Origin of the sequence: Acinetobacter sp. LCT-H3, assembly GCF_001866125.1 — a bacterium.
GTDB lineage: Bacteria > Pseudomonadota > Gammaproteobacteria > Pseudomonadales > Moraxellaceae > Acinetobacter > Acinetobacter schindleri.
The window spans coordinates 23,845-46,587 of record NZ_MODX01000012.1 but is presented as its reverse complement, the minus strand read 5'-3'; the positions used below and the strand labels follow the sequence as shown (position 1 = coordinate 46,587).

Annotated in this window: 21 protein-coding genes and 2 pseudogenes; 13 read left to right on the top strand and 10 right to left on the bottom strand. The window is 44.4% G+C overall.

The window, feature by feature from the left end; translation table 11 throughout:
• The first annotated feature begins 27 nt into the window (after positions 1-27).
• The 5 genes from merC to BK820_RS08185 all read left to right on the top strand — a co-directional run bounded on the left by merC (position 28) and on the right by BK820_RS08185 (position 3,071).
• Positions 28-453, top strand: coding sequence for an organomercurial transporter MerC (gene merC / locus BK820_RS15365; protein ID WP_000522996.1), 426 nt, complete (start codon positions 28-30; stop codon positions 451-453).
• Positions 454-491: 38 nt separating this feature from the next.
• Complete coding sequence (gene merA, locus BK820_RS08200; RefSeq protein WP_004644736.1) at positions 492-2,177, top strand: mercury(II) reductase; 1,686 nt, start codon at positions 492-494, stop codon at positions 2,175-2,177.
• Between the two features lie 17 nt (positions 2,178-2,194).
• A complete protein-coding gene (gene merD, locus BK820_RS08195) occupies positions 2,195-2,560 on the top strand; it encodes a mercury resistance co-regulator MerD (protein ID WP_071320617.1) in 366 nt (121 codons plus the stop codon).
• Positions 2,557-2,793 (top strand): broad-spectrum mercury transporter MerE, encoded by a 237-nt coding sequence (gene merE / locus BK820_RS08190; RefSeq protein WP_001087807.1) that lies wholly within the window; start codon positions 2,557-2,559, stop codon positions 2,791-2,793. The genes merD and merE overlap by 4 nt, the downstream gene beginning before the upstream one ends.
• Before the next feature lie 65 nt (positions 2,794-2,858).
• Complete coding sequence (locus BK820_RS08185) at positions 2,859-3,071, top strand: DUF3330 domain-containing protein (protein ID WP_000993245.1); 213 nt, start codon at positions 2,859-2,861, stop codon at positions 3,069-3,071.
• 79 nt (positions 3,072-3,150) lie between these two features.
• Here the strand turns inward: BK820_RS08185 and BK820_RS08180 are convergent.
• Together BK820_RS08180 and BK820_RS08175 are read right to left on the bottom strand one after the other, a co-directional pair.
• A pseudogene (locus BK820_RS08180) lies at positions 3,151-3,774 on the bottom strand (IS5 family transposase); the annotation flags it as partial.
• 45 nt (positions 3,775-3,819) lie between these two features.
• Entirely contained in the window at positions 3,820-4,386 is a 567-nt protein-coding gene (locus BK820_RS08175; RefSeq protein WP_032490058.1) for a recombinase family protein, read from the bottom strand.
• A 315-nt stretch (positions 4,387-4,701) separates the two neighbouring features.
• On the opposite strand from BK820_RS08175, the gene arsC reads away from it, so the two are divergent.
• The 7 genes from arsC (at position 4,702) to BK820_RS08140 (ending at position 9,888) form a co-directional block, all read left to right on the top strand.
• Positions 4,702-5,130: an arsenate reductase (glutaredoxin) gene (arsC, locus tag BK820_RS08170; RefSeq protein ID WP_004733243.1), complete on the top strand. Its 429-nt coding sequence runs from the start codon at positions 4,702-4,704 to the stop codon at positions 5,128-5,130.
• 44 nt (positions 5,131-5,174) lie between these two features.
• The gene (locus BK820_RS08165; RefSeq protein ID WP_004644742.1) at positions 5,175-5,498 is read left to right on the top strand and encodes a metalloregulator ArsR/SmtB family transcription factor; all 324 of its coding nucleotides are present in this window, start codon (positions 5,175-5,177) and stop codon (positions 5,496-5,498) included.
• A 4-nt stretch (positions 5,499-5,502) separates the two neighbouring features.
• Positions 5,503-5,976 (top strand): arsenate reductase ArsC, encoded by a 474-nt coding sequence (locus BK820_RS08160; protein WP_004781073.1) that lies wholly within the window; start codon positions 5,503-5,505, stop codon positions 5,974-5,976.
• A 5-nt stretch (positions 5,977-5,981) separates the two neighbouring features.
• Positions 5,982-7,022, top strand: coding sequence for an ACR3 family arsenite efflux transporter (arsB, locus tag BK820_RS08155; protein WP_004644740.1), 1,041 nt, complete (start codon positions 5,982-5,984; stop codon positions 7,020-7,022).
• 4 nt (positions 7,023-7,026) lie between these two features.
• A complete protein-coding gene (gene arsH / locus BK820_RS08150) occupies positions 7,027-7,731 on the top strand; it encodes an arsenical resistance protein ArsH (protein ID WP_004644739.1) in 705 nt (234 codons plus the stop codon).
• Positions 7,732-7,749: 18 nt separating this feature from the next.
• The gene (trxB, locus tag BK820_RS08145; protein ID WP_031380726.1) at positions 7,750-8,700 is read left to right on the top strand and encodes a thioredoxin-disulfide reductase; all 951 of its coding nucleotides are present in this window, start codon (positions 7,750-7,752) and stop codon (positions 8,698-8,700) included.
• Between the two features lie 96 nt (positions 8,701-8,796).
• Positions 8,797-9,888: an ArsO family NAD(P)H-dependent flavin-containing monooxygenase gene (locus BK820_RS08140; protein WP_425265714.1), complete on the top strand. Its 1,092-nt coding sequence runs from the start codon at positions 8,797-8,799 to the stop codon at positions 9,886-9,888.
• Positions 9,889-10,050: 162 nt separating this feature from the next.
• Here the strand turns inward: BK820_RS08140 and BK820_RS08135 are convergent, their stop codons facing one another.
• The 7 genes from BK820_RS08135 to BK820_RS08105 all read right to left on the bottom strand — a co-directional run bounded on the left by BK820_RS08135 (position 10,051) and on the right by BK820_RS08105 (position 20,028).
• On the bottom strand, positions 10,051-10,902 hold the full coding sequence (locus BK820_RS08135; RefSeq protein WP_004726781.1) for a universal stress protein: 852 nt from the start codon (positions 10,900-10,902) through the stop codon (positions 10,051-10,053).
• A 12-nt stretch (positions 10,903-10,914) separates the two neighbouring features.
• A complete protein-coding gene (locus BK820_RS08130) occupies positions 10,915-12,402 on the bottom strand; it encodes a SulP family inorganic anion transporter (protein WP_004726783.1) in 1,488 nt (495 codons plus the stop codon).
• Positions 12,403-12,896: 494 nt separating this feature from the next.
• A complete protein-coding gene (locus tag BK820_RS08125) occupies positions 12,897-13,796 on the bottom strand; it encodes a cation diffusion facilitator family transporter (RefSeq protein WP_005028603.1) in 900 nt (299 codons plus the stop codon).
• Positions 13,797-13,882: 86 nt separating this feature from the next.
• Positions 13,883-17,023, bottom strand: a complete 3,141-nt coding sequence (locus BK820_RS08120) for an efflux RND transporter permease subunit (RefSeq protein WP_005028604.1) — start codon at positions 17,021-17,023, stop codon at positions 13,883-13,885.
• Positions 17,013-18,242 carry an efflux RND transporter periplasmic adaptor subunit gene (locus BK820_RS08115; RefSeq protein WP_016658777.1) on the bottom strand — a complete coding sequence of 410 codons (1,230 nt, stop codon included), beginning with the start codon at positions 18,240-18,242 and terminating at the stop codon, positions 17,013-17,015. Before BK820_RS08115 ends, BK820_RS08120 begins: the two co-directional genes overlap by 11 nt.
• Before the next feature lies 1 nt (position 18,243).
• A complete protein-coding gene (locus tag BK820_RS08110) occupies positions 18,244-19,569 on the bottom strand; it encodes a TolC family protein (protein WP_035269736.1) in 1,326 nt (441 codons plus the stop codon).
• A gap of 48 nt (positions 19,570-19,617) precedes the next feature.
• Positions 19,618-20,028: a cation efflux protein, CzcI-like gene (locus tag BK820_RS08105; RefSeq protein WP_211100789.1), complete on the bottom strand. Its 411-nt coding sequence runs from the start codon at positions 20,026-20,028 to the stop codon at positions 19,618-19,620.
• Between the two features lie 295 nt (positions 20,029-20,323).
• Between BK820_RS08105 and BK820_RS08100 the strand changes: the two are divergent.
• Positions 20,324-20,560 (top strand): annotated as a pseudogene (locus tag BK820_RS08100) (hypothetical protein); the annotation flags it as partial.
• Positions 20,561-20,683: 123 nt separating this feature from the next.
• Here BK820_RS08100 and brxL read toward each other — a convergent pair.
• Entirely contained in the window at positions 20,684-22,723 is a 2,040-nt protein-coding gene (gene brxL, locus BK820_RS08095) for a protease Lon-related BREX system protein BrxL (protein ID WP_005021615.1), read from the bottom strand.
• Positions 22,724-22,743 lie beyond the last annotated feature (20 nt).

Here is a 22,743-nt window from a genome sequence, read left to right as displayed (position 1 = left end):
TCCGTTAACCGAACTCGGGAGCGACACATGGGACTCATCACGCGCATCGCTGGCAAAACCGGCGCGCTCGGCAGCGTCGTTTCCGCGATGGGCTGCGCCGCCTGTTTTCCTGCCATCGCCAGCTTTGGCGCGGCCATCGGACTGGGCTTCTTGAGCCAGTACGAGGGGCTATTCATTGGCATCCTGCTGCCGATGTTCGCCGGCATCGCGTTACTCGCCAATGCTATCGCTTGGCTCAATCATCGACAGTGGCGACGCACGGCGCTCGGCACGATAGGCCCGATCTTGGTGCTGGCAGCGGTGTTTTTAATGCGGGCTTACGGCTGGCAGAGCGGTGGACTGCTCTATGTCGGCCTGGCCTTGATGGTTGGGGTGTCGGTCTGGGATTTCATCTCGCCAGCACATCGCCGCTGCGGGCCGGACAGCTGTGAATTGCCAGAACAACGTGGCTGACGGCAACAGCCGTAGCCACCACAGAAAAGGAAAAATACATGACCACCCTGAAAATCACCGGGATGACCTGCGACTCGTGCGCGGCTCACGTCAAGGAAGCCTTGGAGAAAGTGCCCGGCGTGCAATCGGCGCTGGTGTCCTATCCGAAGGGCACAGCGCAACTCGCCATTGAGGCGGGCACGTCATCGGATGCGCTGACTACCGCCGTGGCCGGACTGGGCTACGAGGCAACGCTTGCCGATGCGCCACCGACGGACAACCGCGCCGGCCTGCTCGACAAGATGCGCGGCTGGATAGGGGCCGCTGATAAGCCCAGTGGCAACGAACGCCCGTTGCAGGTCGTCGTCATTGGTAGCGGTGGCGCGGCAATGGCGGCAGCACTGAAGGCCGTCGAGCAAGGCGCGCACGTCTCGCTGATCGAGCGCGGCACCATCGGCGGCACCTGCGTCAACGTCGGCTGCGTGCCGTCCAAGATCATGATTCGCGCCGCCCACATCGCCCATTTACGTCGGGAAAGTCCGTTCGACGGCGGTATCGCGGCGACTGTGCCTGCGATTGACCGCAGCAAACTACTGGCCCAGCAGCAGGCGCGCGTCGAAGAACTGCGCCATGCCAAGTACGAAGGCATTCTGGACGGCAACCCGGCCATCACCGTTGTACATGGTGAGGCGCGTTTCAAGGATGAGCAGAGCCTGGTCGTCCGTTTAAACGATGGTGGCGAGCGCGTGGTAGCTTTCGACCGCTGCTTAGTCGCCACGGGTGCCAGCCCGGCCGTGCCGCCGATTCCGGGCCTGAAAGAGTCACCCTACTGGACTTCGACCGAGGCCCTGGTCAGCGACACCCTTCCCGAACGCCTAGCCGTGATCGGCTCGTCGGTGGTCGCGCTGGAACTGGCGCAAGCCTTCGCCCGGCTGGGCAGCCAGGTCACGATCCTAGCTCGCAACACGCTGTTCTTCCGCGACGACCCGGCCATCGGCGAGGCCGTTACAGCCGCGTTCCGTGCCGAAGGGATCAAGGTATTGGAACACACGCAAGCCAGCCAGGTCGCGCATGTGGACGGCGAATTCGTGCTGACCACCGGGTACGGTGAAATACGCGCCGACCAGCTGCTGGTCGCCACTGGCAGGGCACCGAACACGCGCAGCCTGGCATTGGAAGCGGCGGGAGTCGCTGCCAATGCGCAGGGGGCCATCGTCATCGACAAGGGCATGCGCACCAGTACGCCACACATTTATGCGGCTGGCGACTGCACCGACCAGCCTCAGTTCGTCTATGTGGCGGCAGCGGCCGGCACCCGTGCTGCGATCAACATGACTGGCGGCGATGCGGCCCTGGACCTGACCGCAATGCCGGCCGTGGTGTTCACCGACCCGCAGGTCGCCACCGTGGGCTACAGCGAGGCGGAAGCACATCACGACGGGATCGAGACCGACAGTCGCACCTTGACCTTGGACAACGTGCCGCGTGCGCTTGCCAACTTCGACACACGCGGCTTCATCAAGCTGGTCATCGAGGAAGGTAGCGGACGGCTCATCGGCGTGCAAGCGGTGGCCCCGGAAGCGGGTGAACTGATCCAGACGGCGGTGCTCGCCATTCGCAACCGTATGACCGTGCAGGAACTGGCCGACCAATTGTTCCCCTACCTGACCATGGTCGAAGGGCTGAAGCTCGCGGCGCAGACCTTCAGCAAGGACGTGAAGCAGCTTTCGTGCTGCGCCGGATGAGGAAAAGGAGGTGTTCAATGAGCGCCTACACAGTGTCCCGGCTGGCCCTTGATGCCGGGGTGAGCGTGCATATCGTGCGCGACTACCTGCTGCGCGGATTGCTACGGCCGGTCGCGTGCACCACGGGCGGCTACGGCTTGTTCGATGACACCGCGTTGCAACGGCTGCGCTTTGTATGGGCTGCCTTCGAAGCGGGTATCGGCCTGGACGCACTGGCGCGGCTGTGCCGGGCGCTGGATGCTGCGGACGGTGACGGTGCGTCTGCGCAGCTTGCCGTGTTGCGGCAACTCGTCGAGCGTCGGCGCGAGGCCCTGGCCAGCCTCGAAATGCAACTGGCCGCCATGCCAACCGAACCGGCACAGCACGCGGAGAGTCTGCCATGAACAGCCCAGAGCACTTGCCGTCTGAGACGCACAAACCGATCACCGGCTACTTGTGGGGCGCGCTGGCCGTGCTCACCTGTCCCTGCCATTTGCCGATTCTCGCCATTGTGCTAGCCGGCACGACGGCCGGCGCGTTCATCGGGGAGCACTGGGGTATTGCAGCCCTCACGCTGACCGGCTTGTTTGTCCTGTCTGTGACGCGGCTGCTGCGGGCCTTCAAGGGAAGATCATGACCGCTTCCCAGCCAGCCGAGAGTGGGCAGCTTTGAGCTTCGCTACCAATCTGGAGGAGTACCACCATGAACGCAAACGCCCCGAACACTGCCAGTTGCACCACCTGCTGCGTATGCTGCAAAGAAATTCCGCTCGATGCCGCCTTCACCCCGGAAGGCGCGGAATACGTCGAACATTTCTGCGGGCTGGATTGCTATGAACGCTTCCAGGCACGCGCCAAGGCCGCGACAGAATCTGACATTGCGCCTGTCCCTGGCGGTTCGCAGCCGTCAGATTGAAGCATTCTTCAAATTAACATAGGGACTGGCTTTGTTGCATAAAGGTTTGAAAGATAGAGCGATCCTAATTGAGCCAAATTCAAGTGACAACTTGGGTGTGAGGGCGCCCCAATTCTGTGAATTTGTTCAAGACGGCTACGCGTGCATGAATCTCATTCACCTGACTAGGAAAACTCCTTGCTGTTAATTTATCGCCTAATAATTTGATGCAATGCATCTTGGTTTCCACCAAACTTCGACGATGATAACCAGACCACTTTTTCCAAAGTGACCTTCCTAGCAGTTTGACTGTTTTCAATAACTCATTTCGTTCTATAGACCTGACTTGCTGATCTTTCCAAGGCTTTGCATTCTTCCTGGGTGGAATGACCGCATGTGCATCACGATTTAAAATGACTTGTCGGCAGTGCTTTGTGTCATAAGCACCATCTGTATAGACTGAATCAATTCGTTCATCCAAGGGAACTTGAGAAAGTAAATCTTCGAGCACTTGTGAATCGCTGACATTATTTGTCGTGAGTTGTACTGCACGTATTTGAAGGGTTTCAGCTTCTATAGCAATATGGAGCTTACGCCATTGGCGACGATATTCAGATCCATGTTTCTTGCATTTCCATTCACCTTCACCTAGAAACTTCAAGCCAGTAGAGTCCACGAGTAGATGCAGACCATCTCTACTTTTTTGGTAGCTAATTGTAATATCTGAATAGCCACTGATTTTGTAGGCACCTTTCAGTCCATCTAGTGACTAATTAATTTGTTTTAAATACCGATAGACAGCCTGTCTACTGATACCAAACGCTTTTGCCAGATCAACTTTTGATGAATACTTCCCTTCTTTCCAGGCTTGCAGTAATGCTTTAGCTTGATCTGGATTCAATTTATGGACACGACCTTTATATTTGCCCTGAGCTGCTGCGATCTTAATCCCTTCTTTCTGACGTTCTAAGATAATTTCCCGCTCGAATTGAGCAAAAGCACCCATCAGTTGCAGCATCAAATTATCCATCGGCGTGGATTGGGCAGTAAAAGTAATATTCTCTTTTACAAACTGGATGGCGATCCCTCTTTTGACCAGTTTATCTACTTCAGTGACCAAATCTTTTAGACTTCGTGCAAAACGATCCATGGAATGTACAATCACCCTATCCCCTTCCCGGACATAGTTCAACATTTCTTGAAATTTCGGTCGGTCGGTATTTTTACCCGAAGCACGGTCAACAAAAATCCGGTCGACTTCAATTCCCTCAAGTTGACGCCCTGTATTTTGCTCGACCGAACTCACTCGCACATACCCTACTTTTTGGCCTTTCACTCTTTCACGCCCCAATTAGATAAAAATGAACAATTTCGTAAATTATAAATCATAAATATCAAAGTTACATGTTATATATGGTTAAAAATCATTTAAATGTTACATAGTTTTAAAAACTTTTATATTGTAACTTTAGGGTTTACTCTAAATTTACATATTTAAATAACGAGTTTTTTCTCACTCATAAGAATTTGCAAGAATATATATACATTTATTGACATTAAGTAATTTAAATAAAATCAATATACGTATTTGCATATATGTGGAAATACGTATATAAGTATATCTGAGTTTCTAATAGCAGAGTCAGTCAAAATGTTCTCTACCATAAAGATTTATCACAATCCTGAGTGTGGTACATCAAGGAATACCTTAGCTTTAATTCAAAATGCAGGAATTGAACCAATCGTTATTGAATATCTAATTACCCCACCTTCGAAAGCAGAATTAATTGAACTTATTCGTAGTGCTGGTTTAAGTGTTAGAGAAGCAATTCGTAAAAATGTACCTCCATATTCTGATTTAGAAATTGTTCGGGAAGATTGGTCTGATGAACAGCTTTTAAATTTTATGCTTCAACATCCTATTTTGATTAACCGCCCATTCGTTGTTACGGATTTAGGTACACGTTTGTGTCGTCCTTCTGAAGTTGTTTTGGATATTCTCCCGTTTCCTCAGAAAGGCGCATTTAGCAAAGAAGATGGTGAAAAAATTATTGATGAAAATGGCCAAAGAATTAAATAGCACTTTCTCATCTCTTGAATGGAAAGAATGTGAAGGAGATTTATATGGATCAAGTTAATTTTTTTAAATGCTTATCAGATGAAACACGTCTCAATATAGTGACATTAATTGTTGAAAATAAAGAACTATGTGTATGTGATTTGACTGAAAAACTACAACTCAGTCAACCGAAAATTTCAAGACATTTAGCCCTTTTACGTGCTTCAGGGCTACTTCAAGATCGCAGACAAGGCCAATGGGTTTACTACAGTATCAATCCAAAATTGGCCAACTGGTGTTATGAAATTTTAGATATTTTGAAGACGGTTCAATCTCAATCAAAGCTGGATGATCAACACCCCCTTTCTGTAAATAGTTATTGTGAGTAATTCAATGAAATTTTTATTTTTATGTACTGGAAATAGCTGCCGTAGCATTTTGTCTGAAGTTTTGTTTAATAGCCGAGCACCAGAAGGTTGGAAAGCCTATAGCGCTGGGAGTAAGCCTTCAGGTCAAGTTCACCCGCTAACTTTAGAAACCCTTGAAAACTTAGGATTATCTACCGAAGGTTTATGGAGTAAAACGATTAATGATTGTGAACAATATCAACCTGATGTTGTGATCACAGTATGTGATTCTGCTGCTCAAGAAGCATGTCCACTTTATTTGGGTGGAGCAATCAAGGCACATTGGGGCTTGGCTGATCCTTCACACTTAGACGTGAATAAAGAAGAAAAAATGAAAGCCTTTATGAGCACTGTTGAACATATCAATCGTCGCTTAGATGCTTTATTTAAACTTAATGTAGATAAACTATCTCGCTCAGAATTGATTGCAGCAATTAATCAAATTTCGAACGTTGAGTAAGTGAAATGTCTGAAAAACGCTTATCTTTTTTAGATCGCAACCTGACGCTATGGATTTTTATTGCCATGGCCTTAGGCATTGCCATCGGAAACTTCTTTCCTCAGGCTTCTGTCGCACTCGATAAATTAAGCATTGATTCAGTGAATATTCCAATCGCGATTGGTCTTATTCTAATGATGTATCCACCACTGGCAAAAGTGAACTATGCGACTTTGCCACAAGTGTTTAAGGATAAGAAAACCCTTACTTTATCCTTAGTACAAAACTGGCTGATCGCGCCAGTACTCATGTTTGCCCTGGCAATCATATTTTTACATAGTTATCCAGAATATATGACCGGTGTCATCCTGATTGGTCTTGCTCGATGTATTGCCATGGTTCTGGTGTGGAATGGCTTGGCCTGTGGTGATAATCAATATGTTGCAGCATTAGTTGCCTTTAACAGCATCTTCCAGATTCTATTTTTCAGTACCTATGCCTGGTTATTCCTGACCTTCCTTCCACCCTATTTTGGTGTCGCTTCGCAGGTCATTAATGTCGATTTCTGGACCATCACCCATGCTGTTCTGGTTTATCTTGGTATTCCGTTCTTATTAGGTTTCTTAACGCGATGGATTTTGGTGAAACAGAAAGGCGTGGAATGGTATGAAACCAAGTTCATTCCGAAAATCAGTCCGCTGAGTTTAATGGCTTTGCTGTTCACCATTCTGGCCATGTTTAGCCTAAAAGGCGGTGATGTCGTGAGTCTTCCGCTTGAAGTTTTACGCATCGCGATTCCTTTAACCATTTACTTCGTTTTAATGTTCTTCATCAGCTTCTTTATGAGTAAATGGATGGGCAATGACTATCCTAAGACCACAGCAATTGCATTTACCGCAGCGGGGAATAATTTTGAATTATCACTTGCAGTAGCGATTGCAACTTTTGGTATCGCTTCGCCTGTTGCTTTTACCACGATTATTGGCCCACTGGTCGAAGTTCCTGTGTTGATTGCCTTGGTGAGTGTTTCACTCTGGCTGAGAAAGAAAGTTTTTAAAGAGGCCTAACTCTATGAATCTCCCAAATGTAGATCTAAATCTTCTTGAGCAACCCACCTTTGAAAAAGTTCAAGCCAAAGAACTTGCTCATCCTCCGCGAATTTTGCTGCTGTATGGCTCTAATCGAGAACGTTCTTACAGTCGCCTTGCAGTTCTTGAAGCCGGTCGAATCCTTGAGCATTTTGGGGCGGAAATAAAAATCTTTCATCCTAAAGGGCTTCCTTTACCAGAAGATGCGGATACTGAGCATCCAAAAGTAAAAGAGTTGCATGAGCTTTTAGCATGGTCAGAAGGCATGGTCTGGTGTTCACCTGAACGCCATGGTTCTATGAGTTCCATCTTTAAATCTCAAATCGACTGGATTCCACTGGCAGGAGGGGCAATCCGTGCAACCCAAGGTAAAACTCTTGCCTTGATGCAAGTCAGTGGCGGATCACAGTCCTTTAACAGCCTGAACCAGATGCGTATTTTGGGGCGGTGGATGCGGATGATCACCATTCCAAATCAGTCTTCAGTTCCAAAAGCTTTTTTGGAGTTTGAAGAAGATGGACGAATGAAACCTTCGGCTTTCTATGACCGGATTGTGGATGTGATGGAAGAGTTATTTAAGTTCACCCTACTGACTCGTGGACAAAGCAAATACCTGACAGATCGTTATTCAGAACGTAAGGAATCAGCTGAAGAATTATCTAAACGTGTCAATCAGCGCAGTTTGTAAGCTGCCAGGTGATCTTAAATGCAAAAGAGACATTCTAAATTAATCATTCTTGGCTCAGGTCCTGCGGGTTACAGCGCTGCGGTATATGCAGCACGGGCTAATCTTAAACCCACTTTAGTTGCAGGCTTACAACTCGGTGGTCAATTAACCACGACCACTGAAGTCGATAACTGGCCGGGTGATCCAGAAGGTTTAACAGGCCCCGCACTCATGGAACGTATGCAAGCGCATGCGGAACGTTTTGGCACCGAAATCGTCTATGACCATATCAGTAAAGTGGATTTAAGCGTTCGTCCATTCGTGCTGAAAGGCGATATGGAAGAACTCACCTGTGATGCCCTGATTATTGCCACAGGTGCAACGGCACAATACTTAGGTCTTGAGTCTGAAGCCAAATTCATGGGGCAAGGTGTAAGTGCCTGTGCAACTTGTGACGGTTTCTTCTATAAGAACCAGAAGGTGATGGTTGTAGGCGGTGGTAACACTGCGGTTGAAGAGGCGCTTTACCTGTCTAATATTGCAGCTCACGTGACTTTAGTACATCGCCGAGATTCATTGCGTTCTGAAAAAATTCTACAAGACCATCTTTTTGCAAAACAGAAAGAAGGCAAAATTAGCATTCTTTGGAACAATCAAGTGGATGAAGTGTTAGGCGATAACACCGGAGTAACTGGAGTGCGTTTAAAATCCACTGTAGATGGATCAAAGCAAGATATTGAGGTACAGGGTTTATTCGTGGCAATTGGTCACAAACCAAATACTGAGATGTTTTCAGCGCAACTTGAGTTACGTGATGGCTATATTCAGATCCAAAGCGGAACAGCGGGGAATGCCACTGCTACTTCAGTGCCAGGTGTATTCGCTGCCGGTGATGTGGCTGATTCAGTTTATCGCCAAGCGATTACTTCAGCAGGCTCCGGTTGTATGGCTGCATTAGATGCTGAAAAATATCTTGATAGTTTAAGTTGATTTTGATGTTGTCATAAAAATATAGTGAATATTGTAAAAGCCCAGTCTTCAGGATTGGGTTTTTATATTAAAGAAAAAATAAAAGGGGACAAGGCTTTGAATCAGAAACAGACGGAAACTGATGTCATCATTATCGGTGGTGGACAGGCAGCTTTATCTACAGCTTATTTTTTAAAGCGAAAAAAAATACCATTTATTATTTTAGATGATCAAAATCAAGCAGGTGGAGCCTGGTTACATGCTTGGAATTCTTTGCGTCTGTTTTCACCGAATAGCTGGAGTTCCTTACCAGGTTGGGTTATGCCGAATACAGAACAAACGTATCCGACCAAGAAAGAAGTTATTGAATACTTGCAGCAATATGAGCAGCGTTACCACTTTCCGATTATTCGTCCTGTATATGTTGATCACGTCAAAAGCGAAGGAGAAGTATTGAGTGTGCATGCAGGTGAACAGACATGGAGAGCCAAGGCTGTAATCAGTGCAACGGGCACCTGGAGTCATCCTTATATCCCATCTTACCCTGGCCAAGAAAATTTCAAAGGTCTGCAATTACACTCCGCCCATTATCAAAATGCAGAACTTTTTAAAGATAAGCACGTCATGATAGTCGGTGGTGGAAATTCTGGAGCACAAATTTTGGCTGAAGTTTCCCAAGTGGCAGACACTCTTTGGATCACGCCAACACCTCCTCAATTTTTAGCAGATGATGTTGATGGCCGTGTACTGTTTTTACGTGCGACAGAGCGTTTAAAGGCACAATTAGAAGGCCGTACAATAGATCAGCCTGTTGGCGGTCTGGGTGATATTGTCATGATTGATTCAGTCAAAGATGCACGTGCACGAGGCGTTTTACATAGTGAGCGCCCATTTTCGGTTTTTACGGAAAATGGCGTGATTTGGGAAGATGGATCTTTTCAACAGGTTGATGCAGTGATTTGGTGTACTGGATTTAAAGCGACTTTAGACCATTTAAAGCCACTTGGAATAGTAGAGGAAAATAATACGATACTGGTTGAAGGAAGCAGATCAGTCAAACAATCTAACCTATGGTTAGTAGGATATGGTGAATGGACCGGACCTGGTTCAGCGACACTGGTGGGTGTTTCAAGGGCAGCGAGAGCCACAGTGGATGAAATCGTTGCTTATCTACACGAAGTTGATACTAAAAATTCTTTAGAAAAATAAGCTATCTACTCCCTTAGATGATTTTAAAGCCAATTCTTTTACTTTCATGCTTCAGCTATATCAGGTGAGTTAAAGTAATTCCATTTTCATAATTTTAGTCGCCCTACCTAATTATAAATACCAAGCCTTGAATAGATAAAAAATCTATTCAAGGCTTTAGTGTCATCTCAATAAAAGTACAGGTTTTATTGAGCTTGACAACAATTTGGTCGTCGTACTCCCAATAAAAAACTGGCGTATCTTTGAGTGACCATATGCACCAACCACCATCATATCAATAGCGTTTTTCTCTTGGTAATCTAATATTGATTTATCGACATCACCTTCAAGTACGATATCAATTACATTAAAACCATTATTTGCAAGCAGCTCTTTTGCCCAAGTAACTTGAGATGTCATATCACTATTTGGCTTACCAACATATACCACATGAGCTGTCAGGGTTTTTAATAAAGGACTATTTGCAATTTTGTCTACACAAATACGTGCAGTAGGACTTCCATCAAAAGCAATTAAAAAAGACTTAGGTGGACTAAAGGGTGCAGATGTTATTAATACGGGTTTATGAAGGGCACGAACAACATTTTCAATATGGGTTCCAACTTTACTGGAATCATGCTCGGTTTCAGTTCCATGCTTCCCCATAATAAGAACTCGAATGTCTTCTTCCATTCCCATAATTGTTTCTAAAAGACTGCCGTGACGTTGAAAACTTTGAGCATCAATAGAGAACTTCTCCAATAGATAATTCTTTGCTTCCCGAAGAAGAATTTGGCCATGCTCTAGCTCAATCTTCCCCTTACGCTCTTCAAGTTCAACCAACTCATTTAGCAATGTTTCTCGACTTCCCAAGCCGATTGCACCGCTTAAATCTTGTGGTGCTTTCGCTTTTGGCTTATCAATAACATGTAATAACTTAAGCGGTGAACTAAGTTTATCGCTAAACCAAGCTGCATAATCACAAACGGTATTTGTTGCTAATGATCCATCAATACATGCAATAATTTTTGACATAATTCATCCCTCTTAGTGGCTATTTAAGCGATCTAAAGCATCTGGCTTATCATGGATACCAAACTTATCGACTAAGGTTTTGCTGGCTTCATTCATTCCAATAAGTTCGACTTCTGTTCCTTCACGTCTAAACTTAATGACCACTTTATCTACGGCAGCGACCGCAGACACATCCCAGAAGTGAGCCTGGCTAACATCAATCACAACTTTTGAAAGTGCTTCTTTGAAATCAAATGCAGAAGTAAATTTATCTGCTGAGCTGAAGAACACTTGACCTGTTACCGTATAAATACGGGTATTTTCAGGTTCATTAAATTCGGACTGAATTGCCATGTAGCGTTCAATTTTATTGGCAAAAAATAATGCAGAAAGAAGTACACCGACTAATACGCCATAAGCCAAGTTATGTGTTGCAACGACCACGACGACTGTAACGATCATCACGATATTGCTAGAAACTGGATATTGGCGAATATTTCGTAATGAATCCCAGTTAAATGTTCCGATTGCTACCATGATCATGACCGCAACCAGTGCAGCCATTGGAATGACTTTGAGCCAGTCACTGATAAACACCACCATAATTAACAGGAAGACCCCAGCACTAAATGATGATAAACGGGTACGTCCACCAGATTTCACATTAATAATGGATTGACCAATCATGGCACAGCCTGCCATTCCGCCTAAAAAGCCAGATGCGACATTGGCAACACCTTGTCCTTTACACTCACGGTTTTTATCACTATTGGTATCGGTTAAATCATCCACAATTGTTGCGGTCATCATAGATTCAAGCAAACCGACGGCTGCTAATCCCAGTGAATAAGGCAAAATAATAGCTAAAGTTTCAAGATTTAAAGGAATATCAGGAAGTAAGAAAATTGGTAGCGTATCTGGTAATTGCCCCATATCGCCTACGGTTCTTACATCTAAACCAATGAACAAGGCAAAGAGCGTAAGGAGGACAATACAAATGAGAGGAGAGGGTAAAAGCTTCCCTATCACTGGGATATAAGGGAATAGATAAATAATAGCTAAACCTCCAACTGTCATCGCATAGACATGCCATGTCACATTGGTGAGTTCAGGCAATTGAGCCATAAAAATTAGAATAGCTAAGGCATTCACAAAGCCAATCACGACTGACTTTGATACAAACCGCATCAGAGCACCTAATTTTAGATAACCTGCTAGGATTTGAATAAATCCTGTCAAAATTGTGGCTGCTAATAAGTATTGCAGACCATGGTCTTTAACCAGTGTGACCATTAATAAAGCCATTGCACCAGTTGCAGCAGAAATCATACCAGGGCGACCACCTACGAAAGCAATCACAACTGCAATACAGAATGAAGCATATAGCCCGACTTTAGGATCGACACCTGCAATGATGGAGAAGGCAATTGCTTCAGGAATTAGAGCCAAAGCAACAACAATACCCGCAAGAACATCCCCGCGAATATTGGAGAACCATTGTTCTCGAATAGTGGATAACATGAAAATAGCCTATTTTTTTAAATTTTAGGAAAGGCTAGTGATGTGATATATGACACACAAGCTACTACACCACATCACTAGACAGTGATGAGTTATTTACTGAATTAAGAGGTAAATAAACTTATGGTGGCGTAAGTGTCATATTAAGAAAGATATCTATTTTGGAGGATTTCGGGGGCAATGATAGCAGCTAGGTCCTTTTATATCCACCCTAGCCGCAATTTGAAAGAAAATATAGGACACTTCTGCAAATAAAAATTTGAGTCAATGATGTTCCCTTGAAGAAATGGATTTGAACAACCATCAAAAATAGCAGTTAAAGACAGCTACTTTTATTTTGTACATGCTTATTTTATTGGGATTGCGCTTAAGTGATATAAATTTTACAAAGGGTAGATAAAAATTGATACTTTTTCTTAGATCAACACTTTAGTGTAACTTTAGAGCATACTTTAAAGTTACACAAAACATCTATATGAAGACTAAAGTCCAAATTAGTGTTTATGTTGGTTCAATGTATTACATTTCGTATTTTCTATTTGTAACGTAATTTCAGTAATATTATGATTATGTTTTAGAACTTCTAAGGCCTTTTGATAGAGTTGATCTGTATTGCTATTCGGAGCAACCAAATGAGCAGTTAAATGAATATTTCTTGAGGATATAGCCCAGACTTTCAACTGATGAATCCCTTCAACGCCCTCTAGCTTCAATAAATCATTTCTTAACGACTCAATATCAATCTCATCAGGAACTCCTTCAAGCAGAATATGAATACTTTGTTTTAATAAAATCCAAGTTCGAGGTAAGACCCAGAAGCCAATTAACACAGCGATTACGGTATCAACCCACATCCACTGGGTAAAATAAATAACTATTCCTCCGATAATCACGCCTATCGATCCTAGAGCATCACTAAGAACTTCTAAATATGCACCTTTTATATTTAGACTTCCTTCAGCACTAGCAGAAAGGATTTTCATTGAAATCAAATTTATGACCAAACCAATGACCGCGACAATCATCATTCCAACACTTTGAATTTCAGCAGGATTCGTAAAACGTTGATAAGCTTCATATACAATATATATTGCTACCACAAAAAGCATCACCGCATTAAACAGAGCCGCTAAAATTTCAAATCGCTGATAGCCAAAAGTTCTTTTATCATCTGCGGCTTTTTTACCAATTTTGATAGCGGCAAGAGCAATAGCTAAAGCGGCTACATCAGTAAACATATGAGCTGCATCAGATAACAAAGCCAAACTTTGGGTAATAAAAGCAGCGACAACTTCTACTATTAAAAAAGTGGTCGTTAAACCTAAGGCAACCATTAACTTCTTACTATTTTCTTCAGTAACAACCGCATGGCTATGATCATGATGTTCTGACATAAAATATTTTCCTTATTCTATTTATGATGAGCAGAGATATTGGATAACAGCCAATATCTCTGCTGTAAATCGACTAATCTATTGGATTAAGAAACTTTCTTTTCATTTATCCAACGATAAAGCACGGGTAACAGCACCAAAGTTAGTAATGTTGAAGAGATAATCCCGCCAATCACTACGGTTGCCAGTGGCCGTTGAACCTCAGCCCCTGTTCCGGTTGCCAGCGCCATTGGTACAAAACCCAGTGAAGCCACACAAGCTGTCATCAACACTGGTCTTAAGCGCAAAATAGCCCCTTGCCACACGGCTTTATGCACTGGATATTTGTCCCTTAATTCCTTAATAAAGGTCAGCATTACCAGTCCATTGAGGACTGCAACACCAGATAAGGCAATAAAGCCAATTCCAGCTGACATCGATAATGGAATATCCCTTAGCCAAAGGAACAGCACACCACCGGTCAAGGCAAAGGGTACCCCGGTAAAGACCAATAGACTTTCTTTGACATTGTGAAAGACCGCCATCAGTAAAATAAAGATAGTGATTAAAGCCAGTGGAATCACGATTTGCATCCGTGCTTTGGCTGAAGCCAAATTTTCAAACTGACCGCCATATTCTATCCAATAACCACTTGGCAAAGTGTATGCTTTGAGCTGTGTCTGTACATCAGAAACAAAAGACCCTAAATCACGCCCTTCAACATTCGTTGTAACCACAACTCGGCGTTTACCATTTTCTCGACTGACTTGGTTGATTCCTTCAATGGTCGAGACTTGCGCGACATCCGACAATAAAATACTGCCACCATTTGGAAGCTGAATAGGTAACTGGGAAACAGATGCGACACTACGGTCTTGCTCTCCAAGACGGATAACAAAATCAAAACGACGATCGCCTTCTAAAATCTCTCCCACGCTTTGTCCACCAATACTTGCAGCCACCACATCCTGAATAGATTTCACACTCAAGCCATACTGGGCAGCTAAAGCTTTATCAATCTCTACATTGAGTAAAGGCAGACCCGAAGTTTGTTCAACTTTCACCGCACTGCTACCTGCGACTTGCTGAATGATTTTCGCGATTTTTGCAGCCTCAGTATTCAAAACCTGCATGTCATCACCAAAAACCTTCACCCCCACATCACTGCGTATACCTGAAATCAGTTCATTAAAACGTAGCTCAATAGGCTGAGAAAACTCACTGTTATTGCCGGGAATTGTCGCAAGATAAGCTTCCATTCGGGTTCGAAGTGCATCTAGGCTTTCTTTTGAATCTGGCCATTCCTCACGTGGTTTCAGCATGATATAACCATCGGAAATATTCGGTGGCATCACATCTGTCGCCACTTCAGCAGTCCCGGTACGGGCAAATATAGCTTTAATTTCGGGAAAGTTTTTCAGTAAAAGCTTTTCGGTATTTTCCTGAATACGTAAAGACTCTTCCAAGCCTGTGCTTGGAGAACGTAATTGCTGTACCGCAAAATCACCTTCACTCAGCTGGGGTGCAAACTCACTGCCAATCTTCGTGCTGAGCAGACCCGTAATGACCAGGAGACAAATGGCAAAAGTTAAAACCACCGCTTTGTAATGATAGGCTCCATCCAATATCTGTTGATATCGGGTTTTGAGCCAGATCATCCAACGGCTTTCCGTTTCTTTGATCTCCCCTTTAACCCATAAAGCAACTGCAGCGGGCACAAAGGTGATCGATAAAATAATAGCTGCCACCAGTGCGAGAACAACGGTTAAAGCCATCGGATGAAATAGTTTTGCTTCTACACCACTTAAAGCAAAAATCGGCAAATACACCACCAAAATAATAAGCTGACCAAAAATAAGAGGACGACGTGCTTGGCGGGCAGCCAGAAAAACTTCCTTAAAGCGTTCACTTTGTGTGAGAGGTCGTTTTAACAGTTGCTGTGTATGGGCTAAACGCCGGATACAGTTTTCGACAATCACCACAGCACCATCGACAATGATGCCGAAATCGAGTGCACCTAAACTCATCAGATTGGCACTGATATTTTTCTGTGCCATCCCGGTTAAGGTAAACAGCATAGAGAGTGGAATGACACAGGCAGTAATCAAGGCAGCACGGATATTCCCTAAAAACAGGAACAGAATGATGATGACCAGGATTGCTCCCTCTACCAAGTTTTTCTGAACGGTTTTAATCGCCTTCTCAACCAAGGTAGTACGGTCGTACACCGGTTCAATCACTACCCCTTTAGGCAAACTATTCTGAATATCTTGAAGCTTGGCATCCACAGCTTTAGAAACAGTCCGGCTATTTCCACCCATCGCCATCATGGCAATCCCTAAAACGGTTTCTTTGCCGTTATAGGTTGCCCCACCGGTTCTTAAATCATGCCCAATAGAGACTTGCGCAATATCACCAACCCGAATTGGGCTGCCATTTGGGCTACCCAGCATGGTGTTCTCAATATCAGAAAGCCCATTGAATGTACCCGGTACACGTACCGTCAGTTGCTGACCATTGTCTTCAATATAACCTGCACCTCGGTTCTCATTATTTTGCGCTAAAGCCTGTTGCAGTTGTTCTAATGAGATATTCAGTTGCTGCATCCGGTTTAAATCGGGAGAGACCACATAGGTTTTTTCAAAACCACCAATACTGTTGACCTCTGCAACTCCCTTAACACGTTGCAGTTGAGGACGCACAATCCAGTCCTGAATCTCACGCAAATCCATCGGCGTGTATGCAGTTCCATCCGGCTTTTTCGCATTCGGATCTGCCTTCAGTACCCATTGATAAATCTCACCGAGACCCGTAGAAACGGGGGACATCGTCGGTGCGATTTGTGCAGGCAACTCAGATTGCGCCTCCTGTATCCGTTGGTTAATCTGCTGACGGGCCCAATAAATATCAGTCCCATCTTTAAAGACAATGGTGACTTGAGAGAGTCCATAACGGGATATGGAACGGGTAAGCTCCAGATCCGGAATGCCAGCCATGGCATTTTCAATGGGATAGGTAATCCGCTGTTCGACTTCAAGCGCAGTAAAACCCTTGGCTTGAGTATTAATCTGGACTTGGGTATTGGTAATATCGGGTACAGCATCAATCGGGAGTTTCTGATAGCTATACACCCCGACCGCAATCCAGGTACAGACAAAGAGCAACACCCAAATCGCATTTTGTATGGAAAACTGAATGATTCGTTCGAATAAACCTTCTGGTTTTGGCAGATCAGAATTAATGTTCATGGCCTGCCTCGTCTTTTTCTAATTCAGATTTCAACAAGAAACTGCCTTGAGCGATATACTTCTGCCCTTCAGTCAGCCCAGAAATCACTTCAAGCCATTGTCCATCACTTGAAGCCTGCCCCAATTGCACTTTCTGTGCTTTTAAGTGGACTTGACCTTTTTGTTCTGAATCTACGATGAAAATACTGTCTTCACCTTCAATACTTTGCAGCGCAGACTTTTGAATCCGAAGGGCTGATTTTGCTGTAGCTTCCGGAATCAACACTCTCACTAACACATTAGAACGCAACTCAGTAGCTTGCGCATCGAGTTTTGCGCGCACCACCAGACGCCCTGTTTGTACATCTGCCTGAGAGGTTAAGCTTTGTACAGTAGCTTTATAGATTTGATCTGAATCATTCACTTTAAAGTCAATTTTTTGCCCGGCTTGCAGTTGACCTGAGAATTGATTCGGCAAATTAAACTCAAGCCATAAATCTTTCAGCTGTTCAATGACAAAGAGCTGATTAGCCAGTTGCACATTTTCACCGACCACAATATCTTTTTGACTGATCACCCCAGAGATCGGTGCTTTAATCAGAAAACGCCCATTGTTATTGCCACTTGCACCTAATGCATTTAAACGTGCTTGTGAGGACTGGACAGTAATCTGCGCTTGACGGTAGGCATTTTCGGCACGCTGGTAATCCTGTTTGGCAGAAATCCCCTGTGACCAGAGTTGCTGTTCGCGCTGGTAATCTTTACGGGCCAAATCCAGATTCACCTGTGCCATACGCAGATTTGCCTGTTGGTCGATCAGTTCAGGCACGATTAGTACAGCCAGCGTTTGTCCTTTTTGCACGCTCTGTCCTAAAGCCACATTGACCTGCTCGACATGACCACTAAAATTAGGCGATATATGCGCTTGTTGATCGGTATTCACCACCAATTTACCTGGCAGGGTTGTCAGCTTTTCAACCAATCCTGTGGATGCAACAGCAACTTTTAAACCTTGTTCAACCATTTGTTGGCTGGTCAGTTGTATTTCGCCTTCTTCAGCATGTCCTTCTTCAGAACTATCTTCATCAGAATGTTCGGCATTTCCCTCATCATGACCATGCCCCTCAGATTCAGTTTTTTTTGAACTTAACCAAATAACCAGACTGACCAAGACCGTAATCAGAATCAAAATTGCAATCATGAGAGACTGGGATATTTTTCCGTTTTGCTTGGCGTTCATTTTATCGTGCTCCCCCATTGATTAAATTTTGCGATGCTTCGACTGCCTTTTTATTCAGTTGTGTATAGGCATCCGAACGGCTAATTTCTTCATAACTTGTGCCAATACTGAGTGCCTCAGCTGCGAGGGCAGTTTGCCAAGCTTGACGTAGAATTTGTAATTGACCCAATCGAAGATTCTGCAGTTGGGTGGTTGCTTGCTGAACGTCGGTAATGGACAGTTTCCCTGCCTGAAACCCTTGTAAAGTACGGCTCTGAACTTTGGTCGCCAAAGTAACTTGTGCTGTTGTGGCATCGAACTGGCTACGTAAACCTTTGAGCTGATGCATGCTGTTGGCAATATTGAGTATTTGTTGCTTCAGCTCACGCTGCTGCTGTTGGTTCAGCAATATTTGCTGTTGCTGGACCATCGGGATCGCATATTGCTGGCGGTTGAAAATATTCAGTGGAATAGCCACGCCGATTGCCAAAGTCGTATCGTTGCTTTCATTAGGGGTTTTGCTACGTTTCATGCCTACATTTAAAGTCGGATTGGGACGTGCCTGAATTCTTAAATTTTCAATTTGATGATCCGATTGCTGAATGTTCAAGGCATAGAATTTTTCTAGCCACCCTTCAGCAATATACCGTTGCACAGTTTGGAGACTTTGCTCTGGCCAAGGGATAGCGGTTTTATTCAATTGAAGATGTGAAGATGTTTCTCCCCCCCACAAATTAGACAGCTGACGACCGGCAGCTTGTTTATTCAGCATCGCTTGCTGATAAAGTCGTTGGATTTCTAGCGCTTCAATTTGGGTACGCTCAAAATCAACCAGGGCAATACTGCCTGCCTGATAGCGTTTCTGGGCACTGTCCAGATTGGCTTTACTTGTTTTTAACTGTACTGAATAAGCAGACTGCTCAACCTCAGCAAGTGCAAATTGCGACCATGCAAATTTAACAATCAGTTGGCTTTGTGCCTTCCATAATTGCTGTTGCAATTGGATTTGTTGATTCGAGGTATTGGCAATCACCCGGTTCAGCTTACGCTGACCAAATAGATCTAGAGGTTGACTAACGCCAACATTGAATTCCTGTTCTTGACCTGAGCCAAAGCCAGACTGTTCTAAACTTATACTTGGATTCTGCCATAACCGACTTTGCTGAATATTCAATTCAGATATTTGCTGAACTTGTTGCCACAGCTTGTCTTGAGTCTGGTAACTTTGTACTTTTGCTAAAGCGGATTCAAAGCTGGTAACGTTTTCAGCATAGCTATATTGCATAGCCGCTGCACATATACAAGCAACCAAGCTATGACGCAAGAGTATAATTGATTGTGAAGACATGATTTTTCCCACTTATTTAAATAATAAAAGTGGTGGGAATGTTTTAGGCTACCCCACCATGAGCGGGGAAAATTTGGGAGGTGGGCTTTGTTGAAACAGGTCAGGAGCCTGATAGCTGTTTTTCCAATGAAATTGTGGATTCACTTTAACTTCAGAGCTTGGATGAAACACATCTACTTTTTCATTTTGTACAATCAAATGCGTCATCGATGGTAGATGATCTTGATGATCTTCACCGATTTCTAAATCGCTACTGAATGTTTTTATGTTTTCTGACTGTCCATTATGATCGTGTTGACGACTATCGCTGGCACACAAGGTATTTTGGTGATGACCAAAATGATAACTCTGCTGTGATTGAGGCTGTTGTTCATGGACACAAAAGGCCGCCGCCACATTCCAAAAGCTTTGGAACATGAACAATCCAACCAAGACTGTAATCCATGTAGTAGAACGCATCATCATAACAATCGAAAAATTTGTACCAAGTATAAGGCTTAGAGCCACTCCAAGGTCAAGCTTAATAAATTAAATTAAACATTCAATGAACACTGAATAGCCGGCACTTTTGCAAATTTACCTTGTCTCTATAAGCTCACATCAATTTCAGGTAAGAATAACAATAGATAGTGAACCGTACCGGGTTTGTCGGAGACTTTTTATTTAAGTTAGGCCACCTGACCTAACGGGTTAATCTTATCATTGTACATTGCTTCAAACTCAAAAGGCGATACATTGTCAACGGCATTCTAAAATTGACCCCTTTTACCTTACAAATGGCAAAGTAAAATTGCCCCCTGAAATCAGAGAAAGAGCGGTTCAATTACTAATTGAATCTGAAAAAGATTATCCTTCTACTTGGGCAGCAATCACAGCTATTGATCCTAAAATCGGTTGTACTCCTGAAACATTGCGTGTTTGGTATCAAAAATATTTAGATCAACAAAATCCTGTCAAAGTACAACAGATATCTGATCAAGAAAAAATGAAGGGTAATCCCCCCTAAAATACTAGCTCTTTAAAAGAGGCAGTATTATGCTTTTACAACATGGTGTTTAACTTGAGAAACTGAATTTAAAACAATCTACTGTAACTCTTCCAGACAGATATGAAATTAATCCACCCCTAGCCCCTTAAACACAGCATCTACCGGATCTGCATAAAAGCTGGTCTGGAACTTGGTAAACAGTTCCACAGGAATCGTTGGGATATCTGCCGCACTACTCATTGGCAAAGCAACCTTCTTGGCACCCGCATCAAAAGCAACTTGCAGACATTCGGCAATACTTTCCACCGGTGTCACTGAACCACCCAAGCTCATATCACCCAGTACCACCATCTGACTTTGAACCGATCGTCCTAAGAGGCCAGAAGCGAAAGCCACTAAACTTGGCAGAGCAAGATGGCTGAGCGGGCCGGTATTCTGTAATTCCACCACATGTAAATGGAAATCATGTTCCAGCACCTTACTCCCCCCCGAGATCCGGGATGCATTGGCCTTGAAGTAATCAAAAGCAATCTTGACCTGTTCTTTGGCACTACTTGAATTCCATAAGCCAGATGTCGCCAATTTTCCTGAACCTTTAGTGACTTGAAGTTCTAAGCGGTATAAGCCTGGCATGCCCTTATTACTGAGGCCAATGGTATACAGGAAGCCTGGTTTAGCAGGACCTTCGGGAATAAGTCCACCTCCACCCTGCTCTTTTACCGAAACAAAATGCTCTTCTAGGGTGTCATTGTCGATATAGCTAAAATGCACATCATAGAATTCCATCCCCCCAATTTTTTTCAGCTGTTCTTTGACCCGACGGCGCACCTGCAGCGCATATTCCAGGCATTGCCGTACATCTTCTTTGTTAAATTGACCATGTGGGTAGAGCAGCTTCATCAATCCAGAAACCGTCTTGCGAACGGCAATCACATCACGCTGATTCAGGTTATTCCCTAGCTTAAAGTACTTCTCAATGGCATCCGCAAAACTACGCTTACGCATTTCCCGGAAGAACTCAGCCAGATAATCAACGATCAAGCCATAACGGTTGGTAAAGAATTCCGGGCGCATTTTCGGAATTTCCCAACCCGGGATATAGGCATGAAAGCGATCAAAGAATGCTGAATCGATCATGGCTTCAGGAAAAGGAGCCAATAAGTGGCTAGTCTTCACCAAGGATTCAACACTTTGGTTAATATTACCCACAAAAACCATCGAAGCTGAGGCTTCCATCTGTTCACGACCACGGGCAAAAGATCCTGAGGCCATGTAGTCTTTCATGATCTGTACGCCATCTTTGTCCTTAAAGGAAATACCGGCGACTTCATCAAAAGCTACCACATCCCATAAGCCTACCAGACCAATACGGCGGCTACTCATGTTATAGAACAGGTTGGCGACAGTCGTTTGCCCACCAGAGACTAAAATACTATTCGGTGAACACTCTTTGTAAATATGGCTTTTCCCGGTACCGCGTGGTCCCAGTTCACAAACGTTATAGTTATTTTCAACGAACGGAACCATACGCGCTAATAGGTGCCATTGCACATCCTCTTTTAACGAAGCCGGTTCCATGCCGATCGAACGGATTAAACTCTCGCGCCACTGATCAGTGCTTAATGCTGCTCTGCCACTGAAAAGTTCATCCATATTCATATTCGGCATTTGAATCGGCTTGAGTAAGCTCACGCCAAATGGAGAACTAGTCTGTCCTTCTTCAAAATAATAACTGAGCGTAGCAATGACCCAGATACCACCAACAAGTAATTTTTCATACTCTTTAACGATGCCTGCCGAGATTTCGGCATCTTTGATACCCAGATTACTAAAGGAGGCTTCGTATTTGTCCTTACGCTCATTCAGCTTTACGGTCACCCGATCAATGACCTTATAACTGCCCCGTTCACGAACCAGGGATTTCACCTTCTCAGCTTCATCAGGACGGACATAATTCTCAGCCAGTACGGTCTTTACGTTACGTAGTCCCTGTTCAATGATCTCTGGATCATCCGAGGCACAGTACATCCCTAGCAGGTATTCGAGTACATAGACCGGGACATTGGCCCCTTCTTTGATCAGTTTAGTCAGATCCTTACGTACCACCCGCCCAGCAAAGTGTTCATTCAGCAGCTGATCCAGTTCTTTATCGTTAGCAGATTCCATGTAGGCTACGCTCTATCGTT